Raw genomic sequence first — 20,875 nt, 5'->3', positions numbered from 1 at the left:
TCCAGGGGTGGGCGAGACGGACGAGAGGTGAGAAACACAGGAAGGGGGGACGAAGCGGCGGGGGCCGGTCCCGACCAGCCCCCGCCCGGGGGCGTCACTGCTGTTCGAGCCACTCCGCCTGGGCCTCGTTGAGCTGCTCGGCGAGGTCGTCGGCGAACTCCTGGGCCGTCATCTCACCCAACAGCAGCCGCTGGAAGTTGGGCTCGGTGCCGGCCTTGGTGATGTCGTTCCAGTCGGGCAGGTAGTAGGGCAGCTGCACGATGGTGGTGTTCTCGTCGTTGAGCGCCTCGACGGCCGCCCGGGTGGGCGGCAGCTCGGCCAGCCACGGGTCCTCCAACACGTTGGTGTTGGCCGGTATCTGGCCGGCGGACTCGTTCCACAGGCTGTTCATCGCGTGCGAGGCCGCGAACTCGATGAACGTCCAGGCGGCTTCCTTGTTGTCGCTGGCCCGGAAGAGACCGAGACCGTCGACCGGGTTGGAGACGAAGGTGTGGTGGCCGTCCTCCGAGTCCGCGGGCATCGGCAGGCCGTCGACCACGCCCTCGCCGAAGGCCGCGGTGTGGTCCGGGTAGGAGCCCAGGTTGTGCTGGAGCATCCCGACGGCACCGCCGGTGAAGGTGGCGACCATGTTGGTGAAGTCGCTGTTGAGGTCGGCCTGCGGGGTGACCGTGTTGTACAGGCCGACGTAGCGCTCCAGCGCCTCGACGTTGGCCGGGTCGTTGACCGTGGTCTGGTCGCCGTCCCAGAAGTTCTCGATGCCGGACTGGGCGTACATCATGTCCAGCGCCTGGGCCACCGAGCCCTCGCCGCCCCTGATGGTGTAGCCGAAGGCGTTGTTCGCCCGGTCGGTCAGCGCCTCGGCGGCGGCGAAGAAGTTGTCCCAGGTGGTCGGCGGCTCCAGGCCGGCCTCCTCGAAGAGGTCGGTGCGGTACCACAGCACGCCCTGGTTGGCCGAGGTGGGCACCGAGTACAGCTCGCCCTCCTCCCCCACCGTGGACCGCACGCTCTCCAGCATGTTGGGGACCAGCTCCGCCTCCAGGCCGCTGTCGGCCAGCCGGTCGCCGACCGGTTCGAGCGCGCCCTGGGCGACCAGGTTGGCCAGGTAGGCGGTGGAGACGCCGCCGACGTCCGGCAGGCCGTCGCCGCCCTGGATGGCGGCGTCGTACTTGGACTGCACGTCCGTGATCGGCACGCCCACGTACTCCACCTCGATGTCGGGGTGCTCCTCGTGGAAGGCGTCGATGATCTGGTTCCAGACCTCGGTGCGCGCGCCGCCGTTGTTGTCCCAGAAGACGATCTTGCCCGTGCCGTCGCCCTCGGCGCCGTCGCTGGTGCCCGAGTCCCCACACGCGGTGGTGGTGAGGGCCAGGACCAGGCCGGTGGCGACGACGATGGCGCCACGGGTCCGCTGTGTTCTCATCTGTTGCTCCCTGGTTGGCAAAGGTGTCGGTATGGGTCAGTGCTCGGTGCCGCCGGTGGCCCGGCGGGGCCCGGCGAGTCGGAAGGCCCGGAACTCGGCGTGGCCGGGCGGGTCGTCCGGGTGGTGCGGGGCCGGCCGGTCGGGCGCGGCGTCGGCCGGCGCCGCGGACGACGGCGCGGCCGGCGCGGCCGCCGATGTCTCGGGCGCGGTGGCGAAGAGGCCCAGCTGGGCGCCGACCCAGCGGCGCGGCTGGGCCGCGAACTCGGGCCCGGACCGAACGAACGCGCCGTCCGCGCCGCCCGGTTCGGCCGGGGTGGCGGCCAGGAACGCGCAGCGGCCGTCGGCGGTGACCGTGACCCGCAGCCGGGCCGTGCCCGCCGGCGCCGGCCGGGGTGGCGCGGCGTCCCGCTCCGCCTCGGCCACCGGCTCGGCGAATCGGTGCACCAGGGCGACGCCGCCGTCCGCCGCGCGCTCCAGGCCGATCCAGGAGCAGGCGTCGCCCAGCACCAGCAGCCCGGCCCGGGCCCCGGGCGCGGTGGCGCGCAGGGTCAGCTCGACATCGACGGTGACCGGCCCGATGGGCAGCCGCTGCGCCAGCACGGACGGCTGCCGGCGCGGGTCGTCGGCCACCGGGCTCGGGGCGGCCACCAGCCGGAGCCCGGCGCCGTCGTGCGGCTCGTACCAGCCCGGGGCCGGGTTGGCCTGCCAGCTCCACTGCGGGCCGAACCGGCCACCGACGAAGTCGTCGTCGGTGGCCGGGTGCCGCACCGGCTGGCCGGGGACCGGGAGCCGGTGCCCGGGCACCGGCTGCCCCTCGTCGCCCAGCACCGGCCAGCCGTCCTCGGCCCAGCGCATCGGCTGGAGGTGGGCCACCCGCCCGAACGCGCCACGCTGCTGAAAGTGCAGGAACCAGTCCGTGCCGTCCTCGGTGTCCACCCAGGCGCCCTGGTGCGGGCCGTTGACCTCGGTGGCGCCCTGCGCCAGCACGATCCGCTCCTCGTAGGGGCCGGTGATCCGGCGGGACCGGAACGCGCCCTGCCAGCCGGTCTCCACCGACCCGGCCGGGGCGAAGATCCAGTACCAGCCGTCCCTGCGGTAGAGCTTGGGGCCCTCCAGGGTGAACCAGCCGGGCAGCCGGTCCCCGTCGATCAGCAGCGTGCCGTCGTCCAGCAGTTGTCGGCCGTCGGGGCTCATCCGGTGCAGCGTGAGCCGGTTCTTGACGCCGGAGCGGGAACGCGCCCAGCCGTGCACCAGGTAGGCCGAGCCGTCGTCGTCCCACAGCGGGCAGGGGTCGATCAGGCCGAGGCCGGCCTTGACGGTCACCGGGCGGCTCCAGGGGCCGTCGATCGCCGGGGCGTTGACCTGCTGGATGCCGTGGTCGGGGTCGCCCCAGAAGATCCAGAACCGGCCGGCGTGATGCCGCAGCGCCGGCGCCCACACCCCGCAGTCCGGCCGGGGCTCGGCGTACACCTCGGCGGGCTCCAGGGTGGTCAGCGCGTGGCCGACGAACCGCCAGTGCACCAGGTCCAGCGAGTGCAGCAGCGGCAGCCCGGGCGCCCGGCCGAAGCTGGACGCGGTCAGGTAGAAGTCGGCGCCGACCCGGATCACGTCCGGGTCCGACCAGTCGGCGGGCAGTACCGGGTTGGTGTAACGCTCCTCGGTCACCGCTCACCGCCTTCCCCGGCGGGGCCGCTCGCCCAGGGCGCGCCCAGCTCGGAGTAGAGCGCCAGCCGCTGGGCGCCGTCGGCGGTCAGCTGGTCGATGCCGGGCAGCACCCGGCGGACGCCGCCGTCGACCGGCTCGGTCCGCCAGTGGGTGGGGTCAAGCCGCACCGGGTCGGGCGCGGTGCGGACCGCCTCGACCAGCCGCATGAAGCCGCCGGTCCGCGCCGGCGGCACCAACAGCGGGACCCCGTCACGCAGGTGGTCCACCAGGTTGGCGAGCAGGTCGGTGCGCGGGTGCTCGGTGGTCTCGGGGGCGTGCCCCGGCCGCTCCAGCAGCACCCGGTCGGCCTTGTACCAGAAGGTGATCCGGCCGGCCTCGCCGTGCACCACCACATAGGGCTCGCCCGGCCGTTCGGCGCAGAGTGTCACCGCGGTGACCAGCTCGACGCCGTCCCTGGTGCGCAGCCGCGCGCAGGAGGTGTCGTCGGCGTCGATCTCGTTGATCCGGTACAGCTCCAACTCGATGCTGGCCAGGTCCTCGGCGCGGTCGGCGCCGGCGATCCGCAGCGCGGTGGCCACCGCGTGCGCCAGCGGGTTGGTCAGCACCCCGTCCACCACGTCGCGGCCGTCGAGCCGGCGCAGCCCGCCCCAGGGGGCGCGCTGCCAGTAGGCCTCGTCCCTGACCCAGGCGCCGGCCGCGCCCATCCCCCGCACCGGGCCGATCGCGCCGCTGGCGACCAGCGACCTGATGTGCTCGATGGCGCCCGAGCCCAGCGACTGGAAGCCGATCTGGCAGGCGGTGCCGGCCTGTTCGATGCCGTCGGTGAGCCGGTGGAACGCGGCCAGCGACGGCGTCGGCGGCTTCTCCAGGAGCAGGTTCACGCCCCGGGCCGCGGCGGCCAGCCCCAGCTCGGCGTGGGTGTGGATGGGGGTGCAGATGATGGCGGCCTCGGCGCCGGTGCTGGCCAGCAACCCGGTGAGGTCGTCGGACTGTTGGGGACTGCCGAGGCCGGCCAGCTCCTCGGGCGCCAGCGGGGTCAGCTCGCACACCCCGACCAGTCGCACCTGACCGGCCTCGGTCAGCCGTCTGATGTTCGCCAGGTGCCAGTGGCCGTGGCCTCTGGCCCCGGCCAGCACCAGCGATACGGGCTCGCTCATCCCTTGACCGCCCCCGCGCTGAAGCCGGTGATCAGCCAACGCTGGATGAAGGCGAAGATGATCACCACCGGCACGGCGGCCACCACGCCACCGGCCGCCAGCGCCCCCAGGTCGACGCTGTCCGAACCCAGCAGGGTGTTGAGCCCGACCGGAATGGTCTGCTTGTCCTGCGAGTTGAGGAACATCAGGGCGAAGAGGAAGTGGTTCCAGCTGTGCACGAAGGCGAACGAGCCGACGGCGATCAGGCCGGGCCGCAGCAGCGGCAGCACCACGGCGAGGAACGCCCGCAGCCGGCTGCAGCCGTCCACCCAGGCGGCCTCCTCCAGACTCGGTGGCACGTTCCGGATGAACCCGCTGATCAGGATGATCGACAGCGGCAACTGGAAGACCGTCTCGGCGATGATGACGCTCCACAGCGAGTTCAGCATCTGCAGCTCGCGGAAGATCTCGAAGAGCGGCACCAGCATCAGCGCGCCGGGGATGAACTGCGAGCACAGCAGCGCCAGCATGAACGGCATGCGCAGCTTGAACTTGAAACGCGCCAGCGCGTAGCCGCCGGTGAGCGCCACGAAGAGCGTCATCAGCATCGAGGCGATGCCGACGTACATGCTGTTGAGGAAGTAGGTGTCGAATCCGCGCTCGTTCCACACCTTGGCGAAGTGCTCGCCGGTCATCGGCCAGGGCACCAGCGAGTCGGAGCCCGGCTCGCGCAGCGCGAAGAGCAGCATCCAGTAGAAGGGGACCAGGACGAACAGCAGGTAGATGCCGAGCGGCACATAGATCTGCCAGCGGGGCGGCTCGTCGAAGGCGCGCTGCCGGCGGCGCTTCGAGCCGGACGAGGGCGGAGGCGGGGCGAGGGCCGGCCGTGGCTCCGTGAGTGCGGCGGTCACTTGTCGTCGCCTCCGAACTTGCTCAGACGCAGATAGAGGATGGAACAGAAGAGAAGAATCACGAAGGCGACCGTGGTGAGTGCCGCCGCGTAACCGAACTCGTTGCCGTGGATGCCGGTCTGCGCGACATAGAGCGGCAGGGTGGTCGTCTCCCCCGCTGGTCCCCCGTTGGTCAGGGTGTAGAGCAGGTCGACGTTGTTGAACTCCCACACCGCGCGCAACAGCGTGGACAGCACGATCGCGTCCCGCAGGTGCGGCAGGGTGATGTGGAAGAACTGCCGGAACCTGCTGGCCCCGTCCACCGAGGCGGCCTCGTAGAGGTCCTTGGACACCGACTGGAGGTCGGCGAGAATCAGGATCGCGAAGAACGGCACCCCACGCCATAGTTCCGCGATCACCGCGCCCCAGAAGACCGTCCCGGTATCGGAGAGCACGGACGTGCCGTACTCGCCGATCCCGGCGTCCGCGAGGTAGCGGCTCAGACCGGTCGACGGGTTGTAGAGCAGGATCCAGATCGTGCTGGTCAGCACGCCGGACACGGCCCAGGGCGAGAAGACCAGGGCGCGGGCGACGGCCCGGCCGACGAAGGTCTGGTTGATGATCAGCGCCAGCGCCAGACCGAAGACCAGCTGCAGCGAGACCTCGACGAAGACCCACTTGGCGCTGAAGGCCAGCGTGTCCCAGAAGAAGGGGTCGTCGAAGAAGATCTCCCGGAAGTTCTCCAGGCCGGCGAAGCCGTTCCGCCAGGGCTTGGTGACGTTGTAGTCCTGGAGGCTGTAGTAGAGGACGCTGAACATCGGATAGGCGATGAAGCCCAGCATCAGTAGCCCGGCGGGCGCGAGCAGCAGGTAGGGCAACGAACGCGGGGAGCGTCCGGCGCGGCGGCGCCTCGGCCGGGTCCGTGCCTTTACGGCGTCGGCCATGACCGCTTCTCCGTTCTCACGGGCGGGGCGGCGCGTGGAAGCGCTCCCGCGATGGGGTCCGTGGACCCCGGGTCGGTTGGGAAAGTGACACGGATCGGTGGTCCGATCCGGGTCGGTTAGCCCGCGTGGGGCTCGGGGACCTCTCCCTCGCGGGAGAGGAAGGCGAAGTCGCAGCCGGTGTCGGCCTGCGTGATGTGTTCCTGATAAAGCGCGCCGAAGCCACGCCCGTACCGCGGCTCGGGAGGCGTCCAGGCCGCGCGCCGACGCTCCAACTCGGCGTCCTCGACCTCCAGACGCAACGTCCGCGCCTCGACGTCCAACGTGATCAGATCCCCGTCCCGCACCAGGGCCAACGGCCCACCGACATGGGACTCCGGCGCGATATGCAACACACAGGCGCCGTAACTGGTGCCACTCATCCGCGCGTCCGAGAGCCGCACCATGTCCGTCACCCCCTGCTTGAGGAGGTAGTCCGGGATCGGGAGCATCCCGTACTCCGGCATCCCCGGACCGCCCAACGGCCCCGCGCCACGCAACACCAACACACTGTCCGCCGTGATCTCCAACGCCGGCTCGTTGATCGTCGCCTGCATCGTCTGGTAGTCATCGAAGACCACCGCCGGACCCGTGTGCTTCAACAGGTGCGGCTGCGCCGCGATGTGCTTGATCACCGCCCCGTCCGGCGCGAGATTCCCCCGCAACACCGCCAACCCACCCTCGGCCAACGGCCGATCCAACGGCCGCACCACCTCGGTGTCATGCGTGGCCGCCCCCACCAACTGCTCCCGCAACGACGCGTGCCCCACCGTCGGCCGATCCAGACACAGATACTCCTCACCCAACCGAGCCAACAGACTCGGCACCCCACCCGCGTAGTAGAAGTCCTCCATCAAAAACCGCCCACCCGGCCGGAGATCCGCCAACACCGGCACCTCACGCGCGATCCGATCGAAATCCGCCAACGACAACGGCACCCGCGACCGACCCGCCATCGCGATCAGATGAATCACCGCGTTCGTCGAACCACCCAACGCCAACACCGTCGCGACCGCGTCATGATAGGCATCCAACGTCAAAAACCGCGACAACCGCGCATCCGACCACACCAGATCAACAATCCGCCGCCCCGCCGCCGCCGCCATCCGACTGTGCGCCGAATCCACCGCCGGAATAGCCGCCGCCCCCGGCATCGTCACCCCCAACACCTCAGCCACCGACGCCATCGTCGAAGCCGTCCCCATCGTCATACACGTCCCAGGCGACCGCGCCAGACCACACTCCAACTCACCCAACTCACGATCCCCGATCCGCCCCGCCCGCCGCTCATCCCAGTACTTCCACATATCCGTACCCGAACCCAACGTCTCCCCCCGCCAATGCCCCCGCAACATCGGCCCCGCCGGCACGAACACCGCCGGCAGATCCACACTCGCCGCCCCCATCAACAACGCCGGCGTCGTCTTGTCACACCCCCCCAACAACACCGCCCCATCCACCGGATACGAACGCAGCAACTCCTCCGTCTCCATCGACAACAAATTCCGATACAACATCGGCGTCGGCTTCTGAAACGTCTCCGACAACGTCGCCACCGGAAACTCCAACGGAAACCCACCCGCCTGCCACACACCCCGCTTGACCGCCTCAGCCCGCTCCCGCAAATGCTGATGACACGGATTGATATCCGACCACGTATTCACCACCGCGATCACCGGCTTACCCAGATGCTCCTCCGGCAGATACCCCAACTGCCGCGTCCGCGCCCGATGACTGAACGAGCGCAACCCCTCCGTGCCCCACCACCGGTGGCTGCGCAACTCCTCGCTGGTCAGCCGCCGCTCACCGGCCACCACCTGGCCCGTCTCCGACTCCTCGCTCACGACAGCTGCCATCCCTTCACCATCTCCGCGACCCGCTCCCGATCAGCCGCCGGCAGCAGCGAGCTGGGCGGCCTGACCTCCCGCCGGCACAGCCCGAGCGCCGCCAGCGCCTCCTTGACCACCGTCACGTTGTTCGCCGACTGACTGTCGGCCCGCAGCTCCTCGAACGGGCGGATCGACTCCCACACCCGCATCGCCGCCGGATAGTCCCCGGCCCGCAGCGCGTCCCGCATCGCCAACGACACCTCCGGCGCCACATTGACCAGACCCGAGGTGAACCCGGTCGCCCCACACGCGAAGTAGCCCGGCGCCGACAACTCCGCCAGACCGGCCACCCACACGAACCGCTCCAGCCCCGCGTCCCGCGCCACCGAGGCGAACCGCACCGGATCAGGCACCGCGTACTTCACCCCGATCACGTTCGGACAGGCATCGCCCAGCCGGGCGATGGCCGCCCCGTCGATCAACGGATTCCTGATGTAGGGCACCACACCCAACTCGGGCACCGCCTCCGCGATGGCCCGGTGGTAGTCCACCCAACCGTCGAGCGAGACATACGGGTGCACCGGCTGATGCACCATCACCAGCTGGGCGCCGGCTGCCCGGGCCTCCAACGCCGCCGCGACCGCGGTGCGTTCGTCATGACCGACGCCGACGAGAATCTGTGCCGTGCTGCCGGCCGCCTCCACCTCGGCAACCGTCAGCTCGACCTCCAGCCGCCGCTCCTCGGCGGTGAGGCAGTAGAACTCACTGGTGTTGCCGTTGGGGGTAAGCGCTTGCACGCCGGACGCGAGAAGTCGCCGCAGGAGCGAGCGGTATTGCTCCTGGTCGAGTTGGTCGTCCTCGGTGAACGGGGTGACGGGGATCGCCACCACATCGGCCAACGCCGCACGCTGCGCCTTGAAGTCGGTCACGCCGACACCTCCCCCTCACTGGGCGCCTCCGCGGGGAACGCCCGATTGACAAAGCCCCTGATGTGCTCGGCCAGCAACTCGCCCGCCCGGTCCGGCTCCCCGGCCTCGGCGGCGGCCAGGATCAGCCGGTGCTCCTCGGCCTCCCGCTCCCAGGTGGGAACGGTCTGCCAGACGAACGAGGAGACCAGCGCCGCCTGGTCCCGCAGGTCGTCCAGCATCCGGATCAGCAGCGGGTTCCCACAGGGCAGGTAGAGCGCCCGGTGGAAGTCCCGGTTGGCCAGGGATCGTTCGGCGCTGTCGGCCGCCGAGTCGGCCCGCCCGAGGGCGGTGTGGGCGGCGGTGAGCGCGGCTCCGTCCCGCACGGTGCGGCGCATCGCCTCCGGCTCCAACAGCAGGCGGACGTCGTAGATCGCACGCGCCATGTCGGCGTCCACGCCCCGCACCGAGGCGCCCCGGTACTCGCTCATCACCACCAGACCCCGACCGGCCAGCGTCTTGAGCGCCTCCCGCACCGGGGTCTTGGACACCCCGAACCGCCCGGCCAACTCGGTCTCCACCAGCGCCGTCCCGGGAACCAGGCCCCCCGTCAGGATGGCGTGCGTCAGATGCTCCAGGACGAACTGCGTCCGGGAGGGAATGGGCACCGGTGCGGCGCCCGACAGGGGTGCTTTCATGCGGGATGGCCCTCAGTTCTCGGGTCTCAGATCGCACATATGGCATCTCGTATATGACATATGGCGTACGACGAGCGGTCCGATGAAAGTAGGACCCGGAGCCGACGCCGTCAACAGTTCTGACAAAACCAGGTTCCGTTTCTGGATCGGACCTGGGGCGGAGGCCGCGGGACCGGGGCGGGCGCCTGGCCAACACGCCGACCGACAGGGGCACTTGACAGCGATCCCGATGGCGGGCCCGGCCGCCGCGTCGAGCACCGGCGGGGGCCGCGGGGACCCGATCGGGCACCCGAAACCGGCCGGGACATCGACCGCACGGCACTCCCTGACACGAGCTCACCATCCGGCCGGGGCCCGGCACGGACAGCACCCACAGGACGGACTCGATGACGGGCCAAAGAAAGACGCGCAGCAGACACATGACACCCTCCGTAACGAGATCCCCCGAGCGGCCACCATTTGGCAACGCTCGGTAACCATTAGGCGGCATGGCGTCGCGGCCGTCGAGGGCGTGCGGAGGTGCCGGACAGCGCGCGCGGACCACGTGCGCGCCCGTGGTGGCGCGCCCGCATCGACGCGGGCGGGCGCCCCGGTGGACAGGTCGCCACACCGGGCCGCCGGCCCGCCACACCCCCACGTTCAGGCCGTGGCGACCAGCCCCACGTCGCGGCAGTTGTCGATCAACACGGCGTCGCGGCCGCCCCCCAGCAGAACGATCCGGCCGATCTCCGCGCCGCCACCCAGCGCCCCGGCGTCGCCGCCCGCCACACCGCAGCGGACTCCGCCGCCACCGCCCCTGGCGATCACTTCTCCCACCCAGATGCTCACCGGGCGCCCGGTCCCCGCCCGACCGTCCAGGCCGGCGATCCGGAACGCCGCGTACCCCGTCCCGCCCCCGCTGCCCTCGCCGTCGACCCGCCCGACGCGGACGTTGCTCGCCCCCTTGAGCAACAGCCCCGACCTGGCCGTGTCCCGGGTGGTGACGCTGCCGACCCGCAGCCCGTCAACGGCCAACGCCTGCACGGCGTGACCGCCGCCTCCCGACACGAAGAGCCGGTCGATCCGCACCCCGTGGTCCCCCACCGCGTGCCGGGCGTGGACGTGGTTGTCGATCCGAACGCCACGCCCCCCGGAGAGCCGCAGGTCGATTCGGCCGAGCCGGATGTCGGTGCTGTCCCGTACCAGGACGCCGAAGTAGGGGACCCCGGTGACCTGGAGAGAACGGATCTCGACACCGGTCGCGTTCCTGATCCGGACCGGCGCGTGGCCGACGCCGAACGAGCCGGTCACCGCGATGCTTCCGCACACCTCAAGCACCGTGTGACTGGGCAGGTCCAGGGACTGGTCAGCGGGCACCGCGCCGGAACCGCGCACCACCACGGCCTGCTTCCCGCTCCGGTCCGGGTCCAGGCTGGCCACCGCGGACCGCATCGCGGAAAGCATGTCGGACCCGGTGTAGCCGGGGGCGGTCCAGGTGTCGCCGCGCCGGACCGCCTCCGCCTGGTAGACACCGACCCCGCAGGGCGGACCCTGCGCCGCCGCGCTGAGCCCGGCGTCGAGAGCGGCACCCTGACCGGCGACCGGGGCCGCGACTCCCGGAGCCACACCTCCGCCGGGGGTGGCGAAGGCGAACGCGCTCGGCGCCGGGCTCGCCCCACCGGCGGTGCCGGTCAGCGTCGCGACACCGGCGACCAGGGCCAACAGCGCGACGGCGCCCCGGCTTCGGCGGCCCCACGGGGGGACCGCGTGGCCTCGGTGGAACGGGCGGACGCGGCGCGCGGCCTCGCTCACGTCCGGCGCGCGTTCCTCGGTTGTTCCCATCGGGCACTCCTCGTGGGGGTCGGAGGCCAAGCGCCGCGACGCCGACCGCCGGGGCGCCGATGCACGGCGTCCTGGACCGGGCCGGGAGGGGGTGAATCGATTCACGATGAGACCGTCCTCGTCCAAGGGGGCTCTTCGATCCAGCGGATGTCGACAGCCGGGGCCGGCGTGCGCCGACCGGACAGGCATCGGGCACACCGTGGCCGTCGGGGCACCGACCCATAGGCATGTAAGCGCTTGCTGACTGGCGGTGAGTATGCCGACGCCGCCGGAGGGCGTCAATAAGAGCGTCAGGGCGAGGAGCATCGGCCCAGTTGAGCGGCCTCGGTCAGGGACACAGGCGACCGGCGGGCGGGAGCGGCGCGGCCGGGGTGGTGGCACGGGCCGGTGTCCCGCTCTCCGGCGCAGACCTGCCGGCCGATCAGTACCGGCGGCCGGTACGGGCGGCCCCGCGGGGTGGACGGCCGGGGCCGCAGCGGACGTCGCGCGGGAACGGTGGGCCCCTCCGCCGGCCGGCCGGCGACCGCGGACAGTCCGCACGGGCGGCCGGCCCCGACGGCCGGTCAGTCGTGACCGACCGGCCCATCGACCGACCGGCCCACGACCGCCCGCACCACCGGGCCGCGCCCAGCCGGTCAGGCGGGCAGCAGGGGAAGGTCCAGCGCGGCGATCCTGGCCGGGTCGGACAGGACGGTCATCGCGACCACGCGGCCACCCGCCACGGTGAACGCCGCGATGGAGGACGGCCGGCCGTCCCGCAGCGCCACCGAGCCGAGGGCGCCGTTGACCAGCATCGGCCGCACCTGCTCCGTGACCCGCGCGAACGCCGTCGCGCCGCTGGCCACCGAGTGCGCGCCACGGACCAGCGCGCTGGCGCCCGTCGCCCCGCCGTCCACCCGCAGCACCACCTCCGGGTCCAGCACCGCCAGTAGCGCCTCGAAGTCGCCGTCCCTGGCCGCGGCCAGGAAGGCGCGGACCACCCGCCGCTGCTCCGGCGGGTCGGCGTCCGCCGGCGGCTCGGCGCCGCGAACCCGGCGCCTGGCCCGGCTCGCGAGCTGCCGGGTGGCCGGCCCGCTCCGGCCGACGACGGTCGCTATCTCGTCGAAGGGCACCGAGAAGAGGTCGTGCAGGACGAAGGCCAGCCGCTCGGCCGGGCTGAGCGCCTCCAACACGACCAGCAGGGCCAGGCTGATCGAGTCGGCGAGCAGCGCCTCCTCCTCCGGCCCGCCCTCCGCGTCGGCGTCGGTCTCCCCCACGATCGGGTCCGGGACATAGGTCTCCAGCGACTCCTCCCCCCGGCGGCGGCGCGACCGCAGCATGGTGAGGCAGACCCGGCCCAGCGCCGTGGTCAGCCAGCCGCCCAGGTTCACCACCTCGTGGTACTCGGCGCGGCCAAGCCGCAGCCAGGTCTCCTGGACGGCGTCGTCGGCCTCGCTCAACGAGCCGAGCATCCGGTAGGCCACGGCCCGCAGGCGGGGCCGGTGCTCCTCGAACCTCTCCGCCAGATACTCACGTTCGTTCATCCGTCGCATTCCCTCCCTGACCCCCGTCACCAGAGATGACGCGCTGGGCCCCGGAAATGTGACACGGAGATCAGGATCGCGGGGAAAAGGGGTCGATCCCCCGGCGGGACCGGGTCAGGCAGCCCACCGGACACCGTCAGGCGCCGGCGGGGCGCTCCGCGAAGAGCGGCAGGAGTTCGTCGAGGGCGCGGATCGCGGGCACGCCCCCCGGGAGCGTGCCGTGTCGGACCAGGGCCAGCCCCCGGTAGCCGAGGGCGAGCGCGGCGGCGACCAGTTCCGGCCGGTCATCGACAAAGAGACATTCCTGGGGAGCCAGCCCCAGCCCCTCGCTGGCGTGCGCGTACATCCGGGGATCGGGCTTCTCGCAGCCGAGTTCGGCCGAGATGGCGTAGACCTCGAAGAAGGTGCGCAGGCCCAGGCCCGCGTGCAGGTCCCGCAGCTCGGGCCAGGCGTCGGAGACCACCGCCATCGGCACGCCCCGGGCCCGGAGCGCCGTCAGGGTGGCCAGCACCTCGGGGAACGGTTCCAGGACGGCGGCGGGCGGCACCGCCCGGTCCAGTTCGGCGAGCAGCTCCGGGCCGGGGGCCACGCCGAGGTGGCGGAGCATGGCGGCGTGGTAGGCGTCCCGGTCCGGCGTGCGGTCCTGGGCGGCCAGGAAGCGGTCGCCCACGGTCACCGCCTCGGCGAGCCGCTCGACCGTGAGCCAGGGGGCGTGCCGGGTGACGGTCTCCTCGAAGTCCGCTCGCGGGTTCCAGCGGCCGCCGATCGGCCGCACCAGCACACCGCCGGAGTCCAACAACACGGCACGAGGCGGGGGTTGAGTGGCCATCCGGCCAGTATGGCAACGGTTGGCCGGGGCCGGCCGCCCGGTCAGCCGGCCGCCCGGTCAGCCGGCGGTGGCGTACTCCTCGGTGATCGCCCGGAGCACCGCCCCGGTCTCCTCGACCTGTCGGTCGTCCCCGCGCTCGCGCGCCGACGCGTGGCCGACCAGCGCCTTCCAGAGAGCCCAACCCCGCCCGCGCGCCCAGGTGTCGGCGGTGACGCCGAGCCGCCGTCGGAAGACCTGCCGGCTCGCTGCCGGGAACAGGGTCCAGGCGATCGCCAGGTCGCAGGCCGGGTCGCCGACGCCGCAGGTGCCGAAGTCGATGACGGCGGCCAGCACCCCGTCGTGGACCAGCAGGTTGTCCGGTGCCACGTCGCCGTGGAACCACACCGGGCGGCCGTCCCACCGGGCGCCAAGCGCGGCCGCCCAGATCTCCCGGAGCAGCCGGTCGGGCAGCCGGCCGTCGAGAGCCGCCAGCGCGCCGCGCACCTGGGCGTCGTAGGTGGTCAGCGGGCCGCCGCGGAACCAGTTGTGCTGGCCGGGGGCCGGCCCGTCGGTGGGGTCGACGGCCTGGAGCACGGCGAGGAAGGCGGCCAGGTCACGGGCGAGCCGGGGCAGGTCGGTGACGGTCAGCGGGTCGACCGGCTCGCCGGGCAGCCAGCGGTAGACGGACCAGGGGTGCGGGTATCCGGCGGCCGGGGTGCCCAGCGCCACGGGCTCGGGGACGGGCAGCGGCAGGGCGGCGGCGAGCACCGGCAGCCAGCGCTGCTCCTTCGCCACCGCCAGCGCGTAGGGGGCGGCGCTCGGCAGGCGCACCAGCAGTTCGGCGCCGAGCCGGAAGGTGCGGTTGTCCCAGCCCTCCCGGGCCACCCGGCGGACCGGCAGCCCGGCCCACCTCGGGAACTGGGCGGCCAGCAGGTCGCGGACCAGCCGCTCGTCGGCCGGGAACCTGGCCGGCGGCGGAGGCATCTCGGGGGTGGCACACACCGGTGGGGAGTCCTTCCGTGGCTACCGACGACGGCCGCCGGGACCGCTGCCGGCGGCGGTCCACTGACACCCGCGGCCGATCCCGGGCCCGGCCGTCAACCCTACGCGCCCGCCGCTGAGTCGTCCGGTTTGACCGGTGGCCGGAGGCCGGTGGCTTGTGGCCAGAGGCCGATGGCCGGAGCCAGGGACCGGGGACCGGGGGACGGCCGGCTCAGCTCTCGCCGGTGTAGAAGGCGGTGGTCTGGGCCGCCGCCCGCTGCGCCACGTCGGGCGGGGCGCCGAAGGCGACGTGGGCGGCGCGCCAACGCTGGCTCGTGTTGACCACGAACTCGCGCCCCTCGGCGGCGGCTGCCCAGCTCTCCGGGTCGGCTGGCCCGGTGCCGGCCAGATGCCAGGAGAGGCCGAGCAACGAGAGGTCCCAGCCGACGCCGGCGGCGCCCGGCCCGTACCGCTCCCAGAACGCCGGGTCGCCGACGGCCGCGTGCTCCAGCTCGAAAAGCGTGGCGCCGTACTCCTGCGGCGACAGCCGGAGCGTCACCTCGGAGACGTCGGCCGGGGTGATGTCCTCGCCGAAGACCCAGGTCACCCGCAGCAGCGTGGGCCGCTCGCAGAGCAGGATCTCGCCGTGCGCGTTCCCCGTCAGCTGGTAGGAGCCCCCCGGCCGCAGGTCGCCGGTGACCGGAGTCAGCCAGCGGGCGACGCGCTCGGGCGTGGTGCAGGCGTTCCAGACGTCCTCCAGGGTGGCGTCGTAGCGCCGGCTGAGCAGCACCGTGGTGCTCGCCCCGGCGGGGATGTCGCGCCGGCCCACGGCCCGGTGGACGGCGTTGATCTCGTCAAGCAGCTCAGCCATCGTCGGCCGTTCCTCTCGTCTCTCGCTTGTCCTGGTCGTGTTCGCCGTCGGCGCGCTCGGCCCGGCCGGGGCGGCCCCGGCCCCGGGCGCCACGGGCAACTCGGTGTCCAGCGTGTCCAGGCGCTGGGCCCAGAAGGCCCGGAAGTGGTCCAGCCAGGCGTCGACCTCGCGCAGCCGCTCCGGCCGGACCGCGTAGAGCCGGCGGGCGCCCTCGGGGCGGACGGTGGCGAAGCCCGTCTCGCGCAGGACGCGCAGGTGTTGGGAGACGGCGGGCTGGGAGATGCCGAACTCGGCCCGGACGACCTCGGTGACGGAGCCGGCCGGCCGCTCGCCGCCGGCGAGCAGTTCGAGTATCCGCCGCCGAACGGGATCGCCCAGCACATCGAGTGCGTGCATGCCGACCAACCTAGGAGTTGGCGCTTATATAAGCCAGGACTTAAGACGGCACGGCCGCGGAGCGCGGAGAAGACGCCGCGGAGCGCGGAGAAGACGAGGCGCGCGGGGCCGCCCCGAGCGGGGGGCGGCGCCGCGCGCCAGGCCGTGCGAGGCCGTCAGGCGTCGACCATGGGGGCCGCCGAGCCGGCCCGGTCGACGGCGGCCGGGGACTCCGGACGCCCGGTCGCCGGGGAGGTGACCGGACGCCGGCCGGACGGACGGGGGACGCCGTGCCGGATAGCGTGCCCGACATGCACCCCTTCCGCGAACTCCTTGAACGACCTGGGCAGTTGCCACCAGATTCGCCGCATCACACCCTCCTCCTATACTGGTCTGTGAAGTTACTGACAGACTAGGTATACCGATCTGTATATGCAAGGGGAAAGCACGCCATGACCACGGACTCGTCCGAGGCGCAGCGGACCGAGCTGACGCCCGGTGCCCAGCGCATCCTGGAGGTCGCGTCGGAGCTGTTCTACCGGCGCGGAATCCACGCGGTGGGGGTGGACACCATCGCCGCCGAGTCGGGGGTCACCAAGCGCACGCTGTACAACAGGTTCGGTTCGAAGGACAACCTGTTGCGCATCTACCTGGAGACCCGGGACCGCCGATGGCGTGATCTGGTCGCCGACCGGCTCGCCGCCGAGGACGCCGGGGCCGCGGACCCGGTGCGCCGGGCGCTGGCGCCGTTCGCGGTGTTGCCGGACTGGCTGCACGAGTCCGACCGGGGATGCAGTTTCGTGAACGCCTTCGCCGAACTGCCCGAGCCGGAGCATCCCGGCAACAAGGTGATCGTCGCCGAGAAGAAGTGGCTGCGGACGTTCTTCCACGACCGGCTGGTCGAGGCCGGGCTGCCCGGGCCGACCGCCGGGACGCTGGCCGTCCAGCTGCTCAGCCTGCACGAGGGCGCCATCGTCAGCAGCGCCATCGCCGAGGAGCCGCGCGCCGCGCAGGCCGTGCACGACGCGGCCAGGACCCTGGTCAGCGCGGCGCTCGCCCAGGACTGACCGGGGGCCGCCGGGCGCCGGGGGCGGCCGCCCGGTACCCGGCGGGCCCGGGAACGGGAGGCCGGCTCGACCGGGAGGCGGTCGGCCCCGACAACGGGACGCCGGTCAGCCCCGGGAGCGGGCCTTGAACGCGGCCTTGCGGGCCTGCTTGGCCAGCGAGCGGTCCGGATGCATCCGCCCCACCGCCTCCAACACCTCCGCGGTCGCCGGGTGTTCGGTCCGCCAGGCGCGGTCGAAGAACTCGGTGTGCTGATCGACCAGACCGGTGACCAGCTCCCGCAGCTCGGGCCGGCTCTCCTCCTCACCCTCGCCGCCCAGCTGGGCGGCGAGGGTGTCGATGGTCAGCCAGAAGACCATCTCCTCGGACGGCGGCGGCACGTCCGCGGCGCCCCGCTCCACCAGCCAGACCCGGGCCAGCCCGCCCAGCTCCGCGTCGGCCAGGACCTCGCGCAGCGCGGGCTCGGCCTCGGCGCCCAGCAGCGCCAGGGTCAGCTGCGCGCCCAGCCGGCGGCCCGGCCCGGCCGGGTCGTCCCCGCGCGCGGCCACGAGCAACTCCCGCGCCGCGGCCAGCGGTTCCCGCTCGGCCAGCCAGCCCTGGGCCTCCTCGGTCGCGGCCGCCGCCGCCCGCTCGATCAGCGCCTCCAGCAGCACCCCGGCCGGGGCCTTGGCCAACTCGCCGACCAGCGGCGCCTCGACGCCGGCTGACAGCATCCGGGACCTGATCCCGTGGAAGCCCAGCGGCGTCAGCCGCACCTGGCCGTAGCGGGTGAGGTCGTCCAGGTCGGCGTCGCCGATGTCCTGGATGCCGCCGGCGGCTTCCGCCGGGTCCTCGTCCGCCTCGTCCTGGAGCACCGCCGCGTCCATCGGCTGGTACTCCACCAACCCGGTGCCGACCAGCACCCGGAACCACTCGTCGAGCCGGACGACCAGGGCGGAGACGTCGTCCAGCGCCTCGTCGGTCAACTCCTCGACCTCCTCCGGCAGCAGGACGGCCGCGGCGAGCATCGGCAGCGGCAGCGGGGTGACGCCCTGCCCCTCCTCGTCGGTGACGCCGAGCAGGTAGAGCTGGCCCAGCACGCTGTCCACCAGTCCGGAGGCCGCCTCGGTGTCCCAGTCCAGCGCGTCCAGGTCGATGGCGTCCGGGGCGAGTTGGCCGTTCTCGTCGAGCAGGGCGCCCAGGTCGTCGCCGAGCAGCTCCTCGAAGCTGGGGGTGGCCACGTCCGCGAGCACCGCGTCCACGCCGTCGCCCCAGATCTCCAGGATCTCCTCGGGGTCGCCGTCCGCCAGGTCCAGCAGCCCGTCCTCGCGCGTCGCGACGCCGATGGCCGTCTCCCCGGCGTCGTCGGTCCCGGCCGCGTCGCCGGCCTCCTCGGTCTCGGTGATGGTCACCAGCCCGGTGTCCACCGCGAAGTTCCAGGCCTCGACCGTCTCGGCCTCGCCCTCCGGGGCCTCCGCCAGGCGCAGTTCCGCGACGGCCTCGGGCAGCTGGGCGTCCAGCAACTCGCCCCCGGCGCCCACCGGCACCCCGTCGGCGGCCCAGCCCGCCAGCCGCAGCGCCCGGGCGAACAGCGGGGCGGCGAGCGCCTGCCGGGCCAACTCGGCCTCGGACGGCAGCCGTACGGCAGGCAGGACGGGACGGTCGTCCTTGATGTCGAGCGACATGACGGCAGACTCCTCAGGCGGGGGGCTCCCGCCGGCGGTGGGACGGTCGGGCAGGTCTACAGCGTAGACGGGATCGGGCCGCGGTCGGCACGCTTCCGGCCGGTTCCGCCTGGCTTCACCCGCTGGTCGCCCAACGGACGGACCCGGCACCGCCCGGGCGGCGGCCGGCACGGCGCGTGGCCCGGCCGCCGCCCGGCCGCTCACCCACCCGTCAGGAGTTGGTTGGCGTACCGCAAGAACCCTGCCCGGTAAGGCGTTACCCGCGTAGCGTTGGCTGGCGGCAAGCCATCGAGTCCCCCCAGGAGTGTGCCCAGTGAAGACCACTCGACCAGTCGACCGTCGCTCCCCGTTCCGGCAACCGCCGCGGGGCTCCGTCGCGTTGGCCGCCGCCGTGGCCGGCGGGCTGTGCGTTCCGTTTCTGGCCGGGCCCAGTTCGGCGGCCGACGGGCCGAGCACGACGCGGGTGCACCAGATCCAGGGCGACACCCGGATCTCGCCGCTGCTCGGCGAGCGGGTGACCGGCGTCTCCGGCGTGGTCACCGGGGTGCGGGCGTTCGGCGCGCGGGGCTTCTGGCTCCAGGACCCGGTGGGCGACGGCGACCCGGCGACCAGCGAGGGGATCTTCGTCTACACCGACGAGCCGCCGACCGTGGCGGTCGGCGACGCGGTGCTGGTCGACGGCACGGTCGAGGAGTACTACCCGGGCGGGGCCGACGGCGGCGCCCAGTCGGTGACCCAGCTGACCGACCCCGCGACCACGGTGGTCTCCTCGGGCAACGAGCCGCCGGCGCCGGTGGAGTTGACCGGTGCCGACCTGCCGAGGCGCTATGCGCCGAGGGGCGACGAGACGGCCGGGGGCAGCATCGAGGGCCTGCGGCTGGAGCCGGAGCGCTACGCGCTGGACTTCTACGAGTCGTTGGAGGGCATGTCGGTGACCATCGCCGACGCGCCCGTGGTCGGGCCCAGCACCGAGTACGGCGAGCTGTGGGTGACGCTGCGCCCGCAGGACCACCCCACGCCGCGCGGCGGCACCCGGTACGCCTCCTACGCGGCGAGCAACCCGGGCCGGCTGAAGGTCGAGTCACTGATCCCCTACGCCGAGCGGCCGTTCCCCGAGGCGAACGTGGGCGACCGGCTCGACGGCCGCACCACCGGCCCGCTGGACTACGACTCGTTCGGTGGGTACACGCTGGCCGCCCGGGAGTTGGGCGTGGTCGGCGACGGCGGTCTGGAGCGGGAGCGGACCCGGCCGCAGCGGGGCGGCGAGTTGGCGATCGCGGCCTACAACGTGGAGAACCTCCACCCGGGCGACCCGGCGGAGAAGTTCGAGCGGCTGGCCACCGCCGTGGTGGAGAACCTCGCCGCGCCGGACGTCCTGGCCGTCGAGGAGATCCAGGACGACAGCGGGCCGACCGACGACGGCACGGTGTCGGCGGAGGAGACGCTCCGGCTCTTCACCGAGGCGGTGGTCGCCGCCGGCGGCCCGCGCTACGCATGGCGCGGGGTGGACCCGGCGGACGGCGCGGACGGCGGGCAGCCGGGCGGCAACATCCGCAACGTGCTGCTCTTCAACCCGGAGCGGGTGTCCTTCGTGGACCGGCCGGGCGCGGACGCGGACACCCCGACCGAGGTGGTGACGCGCGGCGGGCGGGCCACGTTGAGCCACTCCCCCGGCCGGATCGCGCCCGCCGACGAGGCGTGGACGGACAGCCGCAAGCCGCTGGTCGGCGAGTTCCGGTTCCGCGGCGAGACGGTGCTGGTGGTGGCCAACCACTTCGCCTCCAAGGGCGGCGACCAACCGGCGCACGGCCGCTTCCAGCCGCCGGACCGCGGTTCGGAGCGGCAGCGGCTGGAACAGGCCAGGGCGGTGCGGGAGTTCGTGCGCGAGGTGCACGAGGTCGACGGTGCCCGCCGGCCGGCGAACGTGGTGGTGCTGGGCGACCTGAACGACTTCGAGTTCTCCGCCACGGTCGCCGAACTGACCGCCGACGGCCTGCTGGAGAACACCCTCGACTCGCTGCCGCCGTGGGAGCGCTACACCTACGTCTTCGACGGCAACGCGCAGGTGCTCGACCAGACGCTGGTCTCGCCGGCCATCCGCCGCTACGAACTCGACGTGGTGCACATCAACGCGGAGTTCGCCGACCAGGCCAGCGACCACGACCCGCAGGTGCTGCGCTTCCGTCCGTGACGGCGGCCGGCACGGTTAAGCATCACTGAAGCGTGCCGCGCAGCACTACGAAG

17 protein-coding genes are annotated in these 20,875 nt (G+C 72.9%); 2 read left to right on the top strand and 15 right to left on the bottom strand.

From position 1 onward, the window contains the following. Positions 1-94: 94 nt before the first annotated feature. The 14 genes from RM844_RS02450 to RM844_RS02380 all read right to left on the bottom strand — a co-directional run bounded on the left by RM844_RS02450 (position 95) and on the right by RM844_RS02380 (position 16,273). Entirely contained in the window at positions 95-1,420 is a 1,326-nt protein-coding gene (locus RM844_RS02450; RefSeq protein WP_311664118.1) for an ABC transporter substrate-binding protein, read from the bottom strand. 36 nt (positions 1,421-1,456) lie between these two features. Next, a complete protein-coding gene (locus RM844_RS02445) occupies positions 1,457-3,085 on the bottom strand; it encodes a glycoside hydrolase family 43 protein (RefSeq protein ID WP_311664116.1) in 1,629 nt (542 codons plus the stop codon). After that, on the bottom strand, positions 3,082-4,242 hold the full coding sequence (locus tag RM844_RS02440) for a Gfo/Idh/MocA family protein (protein WP_311664114.1): 1,161 nt from the start codon (positions 4,240-4,242) through the stop codon (positions 3,082-3,084). Before RM844_RS02440 ends, RM844_RS02445 begins: the two co-directional genes overlap by 4 nt. Further along, on the bottom strand, positions 4,239-5,132 hold the full coding sequence (locus RM844_RS02435; protein ID WP_311664112.1) for a carbohydrate ABC transporter permease: 894 nt from the start codon (positions 5,130-5,132) through the stop codon (positions 4,239-4,241). Before RM844_RS02435 ends, RM844_RS02440 begins: the two co-directional genes overlap by 4 nt. Next, positions 5,129-6,055 (bottom strand): carbohydrate ABC transporter permease, encoded by a 927-nt coding sequence (locus tag RM844_RS02430; RefSeq protein WP_311664110.1) that lies wholly within the window; start codon positions 6,053-6,055, stop codon positions 5,129-5,131. Before RM844_RS02430 ends, RM844_RS02435 begins: the two co-directional genes overlap by 4 nt. A 116-nt stretch (positions 6,056-6,171) precedes the next feature. After that, positions 6,172-7,935, bottom strand: a complete 1,764-nt coding sequence (gene araD / locus RM844_RS02425) for an L-arabinonate dehydratase (protein WP_311664108.1) — start codon at positions 7,933-7,935, stop codon at positions 6,172-6,174. After that, the gene (locus RM844_RS02420; protein ID WP_311664106.1) at positions 7,932-8,849 is read right to left on the bottom strand and encodes a dihydrodipicolinate synthase family protein; all 918 of its coding nucleotides are present in this window, start codon (positions 8,847-8,849) and stop codon (positions 7,932-7,934) included. Before RM844_RS02420 ends, araD begins: the two co-directional genes overlap by 4 nt. After that, on the bottom strand, positions 8,846-9,523 hold the full coding sequence (locus RM844_RS02415; RefSeq protein ID WP_311664104.1) for a GntR family transcriptional regulator: 678 nt from the start codon (positions 9,521-9,523) through the stop codon (positions 8,846-8,848). Before RM844_RS02415 ends, RM844_RS02420 begins: the two co-directional genes overlap by 4 nt. A gap of 639 nt (positions 9,524-10,162) precedes the next feature. Beyond that, the gene (locus RM844_RS02410; RefSeq protein ID WP_311664102.1) at positions 10,163-11,344 is read right to left on the bottom strand and encodes a right-handed parallel beta-helix repeat-containing protein; all 1,182 of its coding nucleotides are present in this window, start codon (positions 11,342-11,344) and stop codon (positions 10,163-10,165) included. Positions 11,345-11,979: 635 nt separating this feature from the next. Then, positions 11,980-12,867, bottom strand: a complete 888-nt coding sequence (locus tag RM844_RS02405) for a sigma-70 family RNA polymerase sigma factor (RefSeq protein ID WP_311664100.1) — start codon at positions 12,865-12,867, stop codon at positions 11,980-11,982. A gap of 136 nt (positions 12,868-13,003) precedes the next feature. Beyond that, positions 13,004-13,696, bottom strand: a complete 693-nt coding sequence (locus RM844_RS02400) for an HAD family hydrolase (protein ID WP_311664098.1) — start codon at positions 13,694-13,696, stop codon at positions 13,004-13,006. Positions 13,697-13,753: 57 nt separating this feature from the next. Next, positions 13,754-14,677, bottom strand: coding sequence for an aminoglycoside phosphotransferase family protein (locus RM844_RS02395; RefSeq protein WP_311664096.1), 924 nt, complete (start codon positions 14,675-14,677; stop codon positions 13,754-13,756). 211 nt (positions 14,678-14,888) lie between these two features. Next, a complete protein-coding gene (locus RM844_RS33475) occupies positions 14,889-15,923 on the bottom strand; it encodes a metalloregulator ArsR/SmtB family transcription factor (protein WP_394814396.1) in 1,035 nt (344 codons plus the stop codon). Positions 15,924-16,078: 155 nt separating this feature from the next. Continuing rightward, on the bottom strand, positions 16,079-16,273 hold the full coding sequence (locus RM844_RS02380; protein ID WP_311664092.1) for a hypothetical protein: 195 nt from the start codon (positions 16,271-16,273) through the stop codon (positions 16,079-16,081). 81 nt (positions 16,274-16,354) lie between these two features. On the opposite strand from RM844_RS02380, the gene RM844_RS02375 reads away from it, so the two are divergent. Continuing rightward, the gene (locus RM844_RS02375) at positions 16,355-16,969 is read left to right on the top strand and encodes a TetR/AcrR family transcriptional regulator (RefSeq protein ID WP_311664090.1); all 615 of its coding nucleotides are present in this window, start codon (positions 16,355-16,357) and stop codon (positions 16,967-16,969) included. 105 nt (positions 16,970-17,074) lie between these two features. Here RM844_RS02375 and RM844_RS02370 read toward each other — a convergent pair whose 3' ends face one another. Beyond that, on the bottom strand, positions 17,075-18,631 hold the full coding sequence (locus RM844_RS02370; protein WP_311664088.1) for a hypothetical protein: 1,557 nt from the start codon (positions 18,629-18,631) through the stop codon (positions 17,075-17,077). Between the two features lie 313 nt (positions 18,632-18,944). Here RM844_RS02370 and RM844_RS02365 point away from each other — a divergent pair, with 313 nt between their 5' ends. Further along, a complete protein-coding gene (locus RM844_RS02365) occupies positions 18,945-20,822 on the top strand; it encodes an endonuclease/exonuclease/phosphatase family protein (RefSeq protein WP_394814395.1) in 1,878 nt (625 codons plus the stop codon). Positions 20,823-20,875 lie beyond the last annotated feature (53 nt).

The sequence above is a fragment of the Streptomyces chisholmiae genome (assembly GCF_031845445.1).
Lineage (GTDB): Bacteria > Actinomycetota > Actinomycetes > Streptomycetales > Streptomycetaceae > Streptomyces > Streptomyces chisholmiae.
The sequence above is the reverse complement of the archived record's forward strand: the minus strand, read 5'-3'. Positions and strand labels throughout refer to the sequence as shown.

Bases quoted from the DNA above. Each gene is read 5' to 3' on its own strand.
- RM844_RS02450 (WP_311664118.1), bottom strand. From the start codon at position 1,420: ATGAGAACACAGCGGACCCGTGGCGCCATCGTCGTCGCCACCGGCCTG.
- RM844_RS02440 (WP_311664114.1), bottom strand. From the start codon at position 4,242: ATGAGCGAGCCCGTATCGCTGGTGCTGGCCGGGGCCAGAGGCCACGGC.
- RM844_RS02430 (WP_311664110.1), bottom strand. From the start codon at position 6,055: ATGGCCGACGCCGTAAAGGCACGGACCCGGCCGAGGCGCCGCCGCGCC.
- RM844_RS02415 (WP_311664104.1), bottom strand. From the start codon at position 9,523: ATGAAAGCACCCCTGTCGGGCGCCGCACCGGTGCCCATTCCCTCCCGG.
- RM844_RS02410 (WP_311664102.1), bottom strand. From the start codon at position 11,344: ATGGGAACAACCGAGGAACGCGCGCCGGACGTGAGCGAGGCCGCGCGC.
- RM844_RS02405 (WP_311664100.1), bottom strand. From the start codon at position 12,867: ATGAACGAACGTGAGTATCTGGCGGAGAGGTTCGAGGAGCACCGGCCC.
- RM844_RS02400 (WP_311664098.1), bottom strand. From the start codon at position 13,696: ATGGCCACTCAACCCCCGCCTCGTGCCGTGTTGTTGGACTCCGGCGGT.
- RM844_RS33475 (WP_394814396.1), bottom strand. From the start codon at position 15,923: ATGCACGCACTCGATGTGCTGGGCGATCCCGTTCGGCGGCGGATACTC.
- RM844_RS02380 (WP_311664092.1), bottom strand. From the start codon at position 16,273: ATGCGGCGAATCTGGTGGCAACTGCCCAGGTCGTTCAAGGAGTTCGCG.
- RM844_RS02375 (WP_311664090.1), top strand. From the start codon at position 16,355: ATGACCACGGACTCGTCCGAGGCGCAGCGGACCGAGCTGACGCCCGGT.
- RM844_RS02370 (WP_311664088.1), bottom strand. From the start codon at position 18,631: ATGTCGCTCGACATCAAGGACGACCGTCCCGTCCTGCCTGCCGTACGG.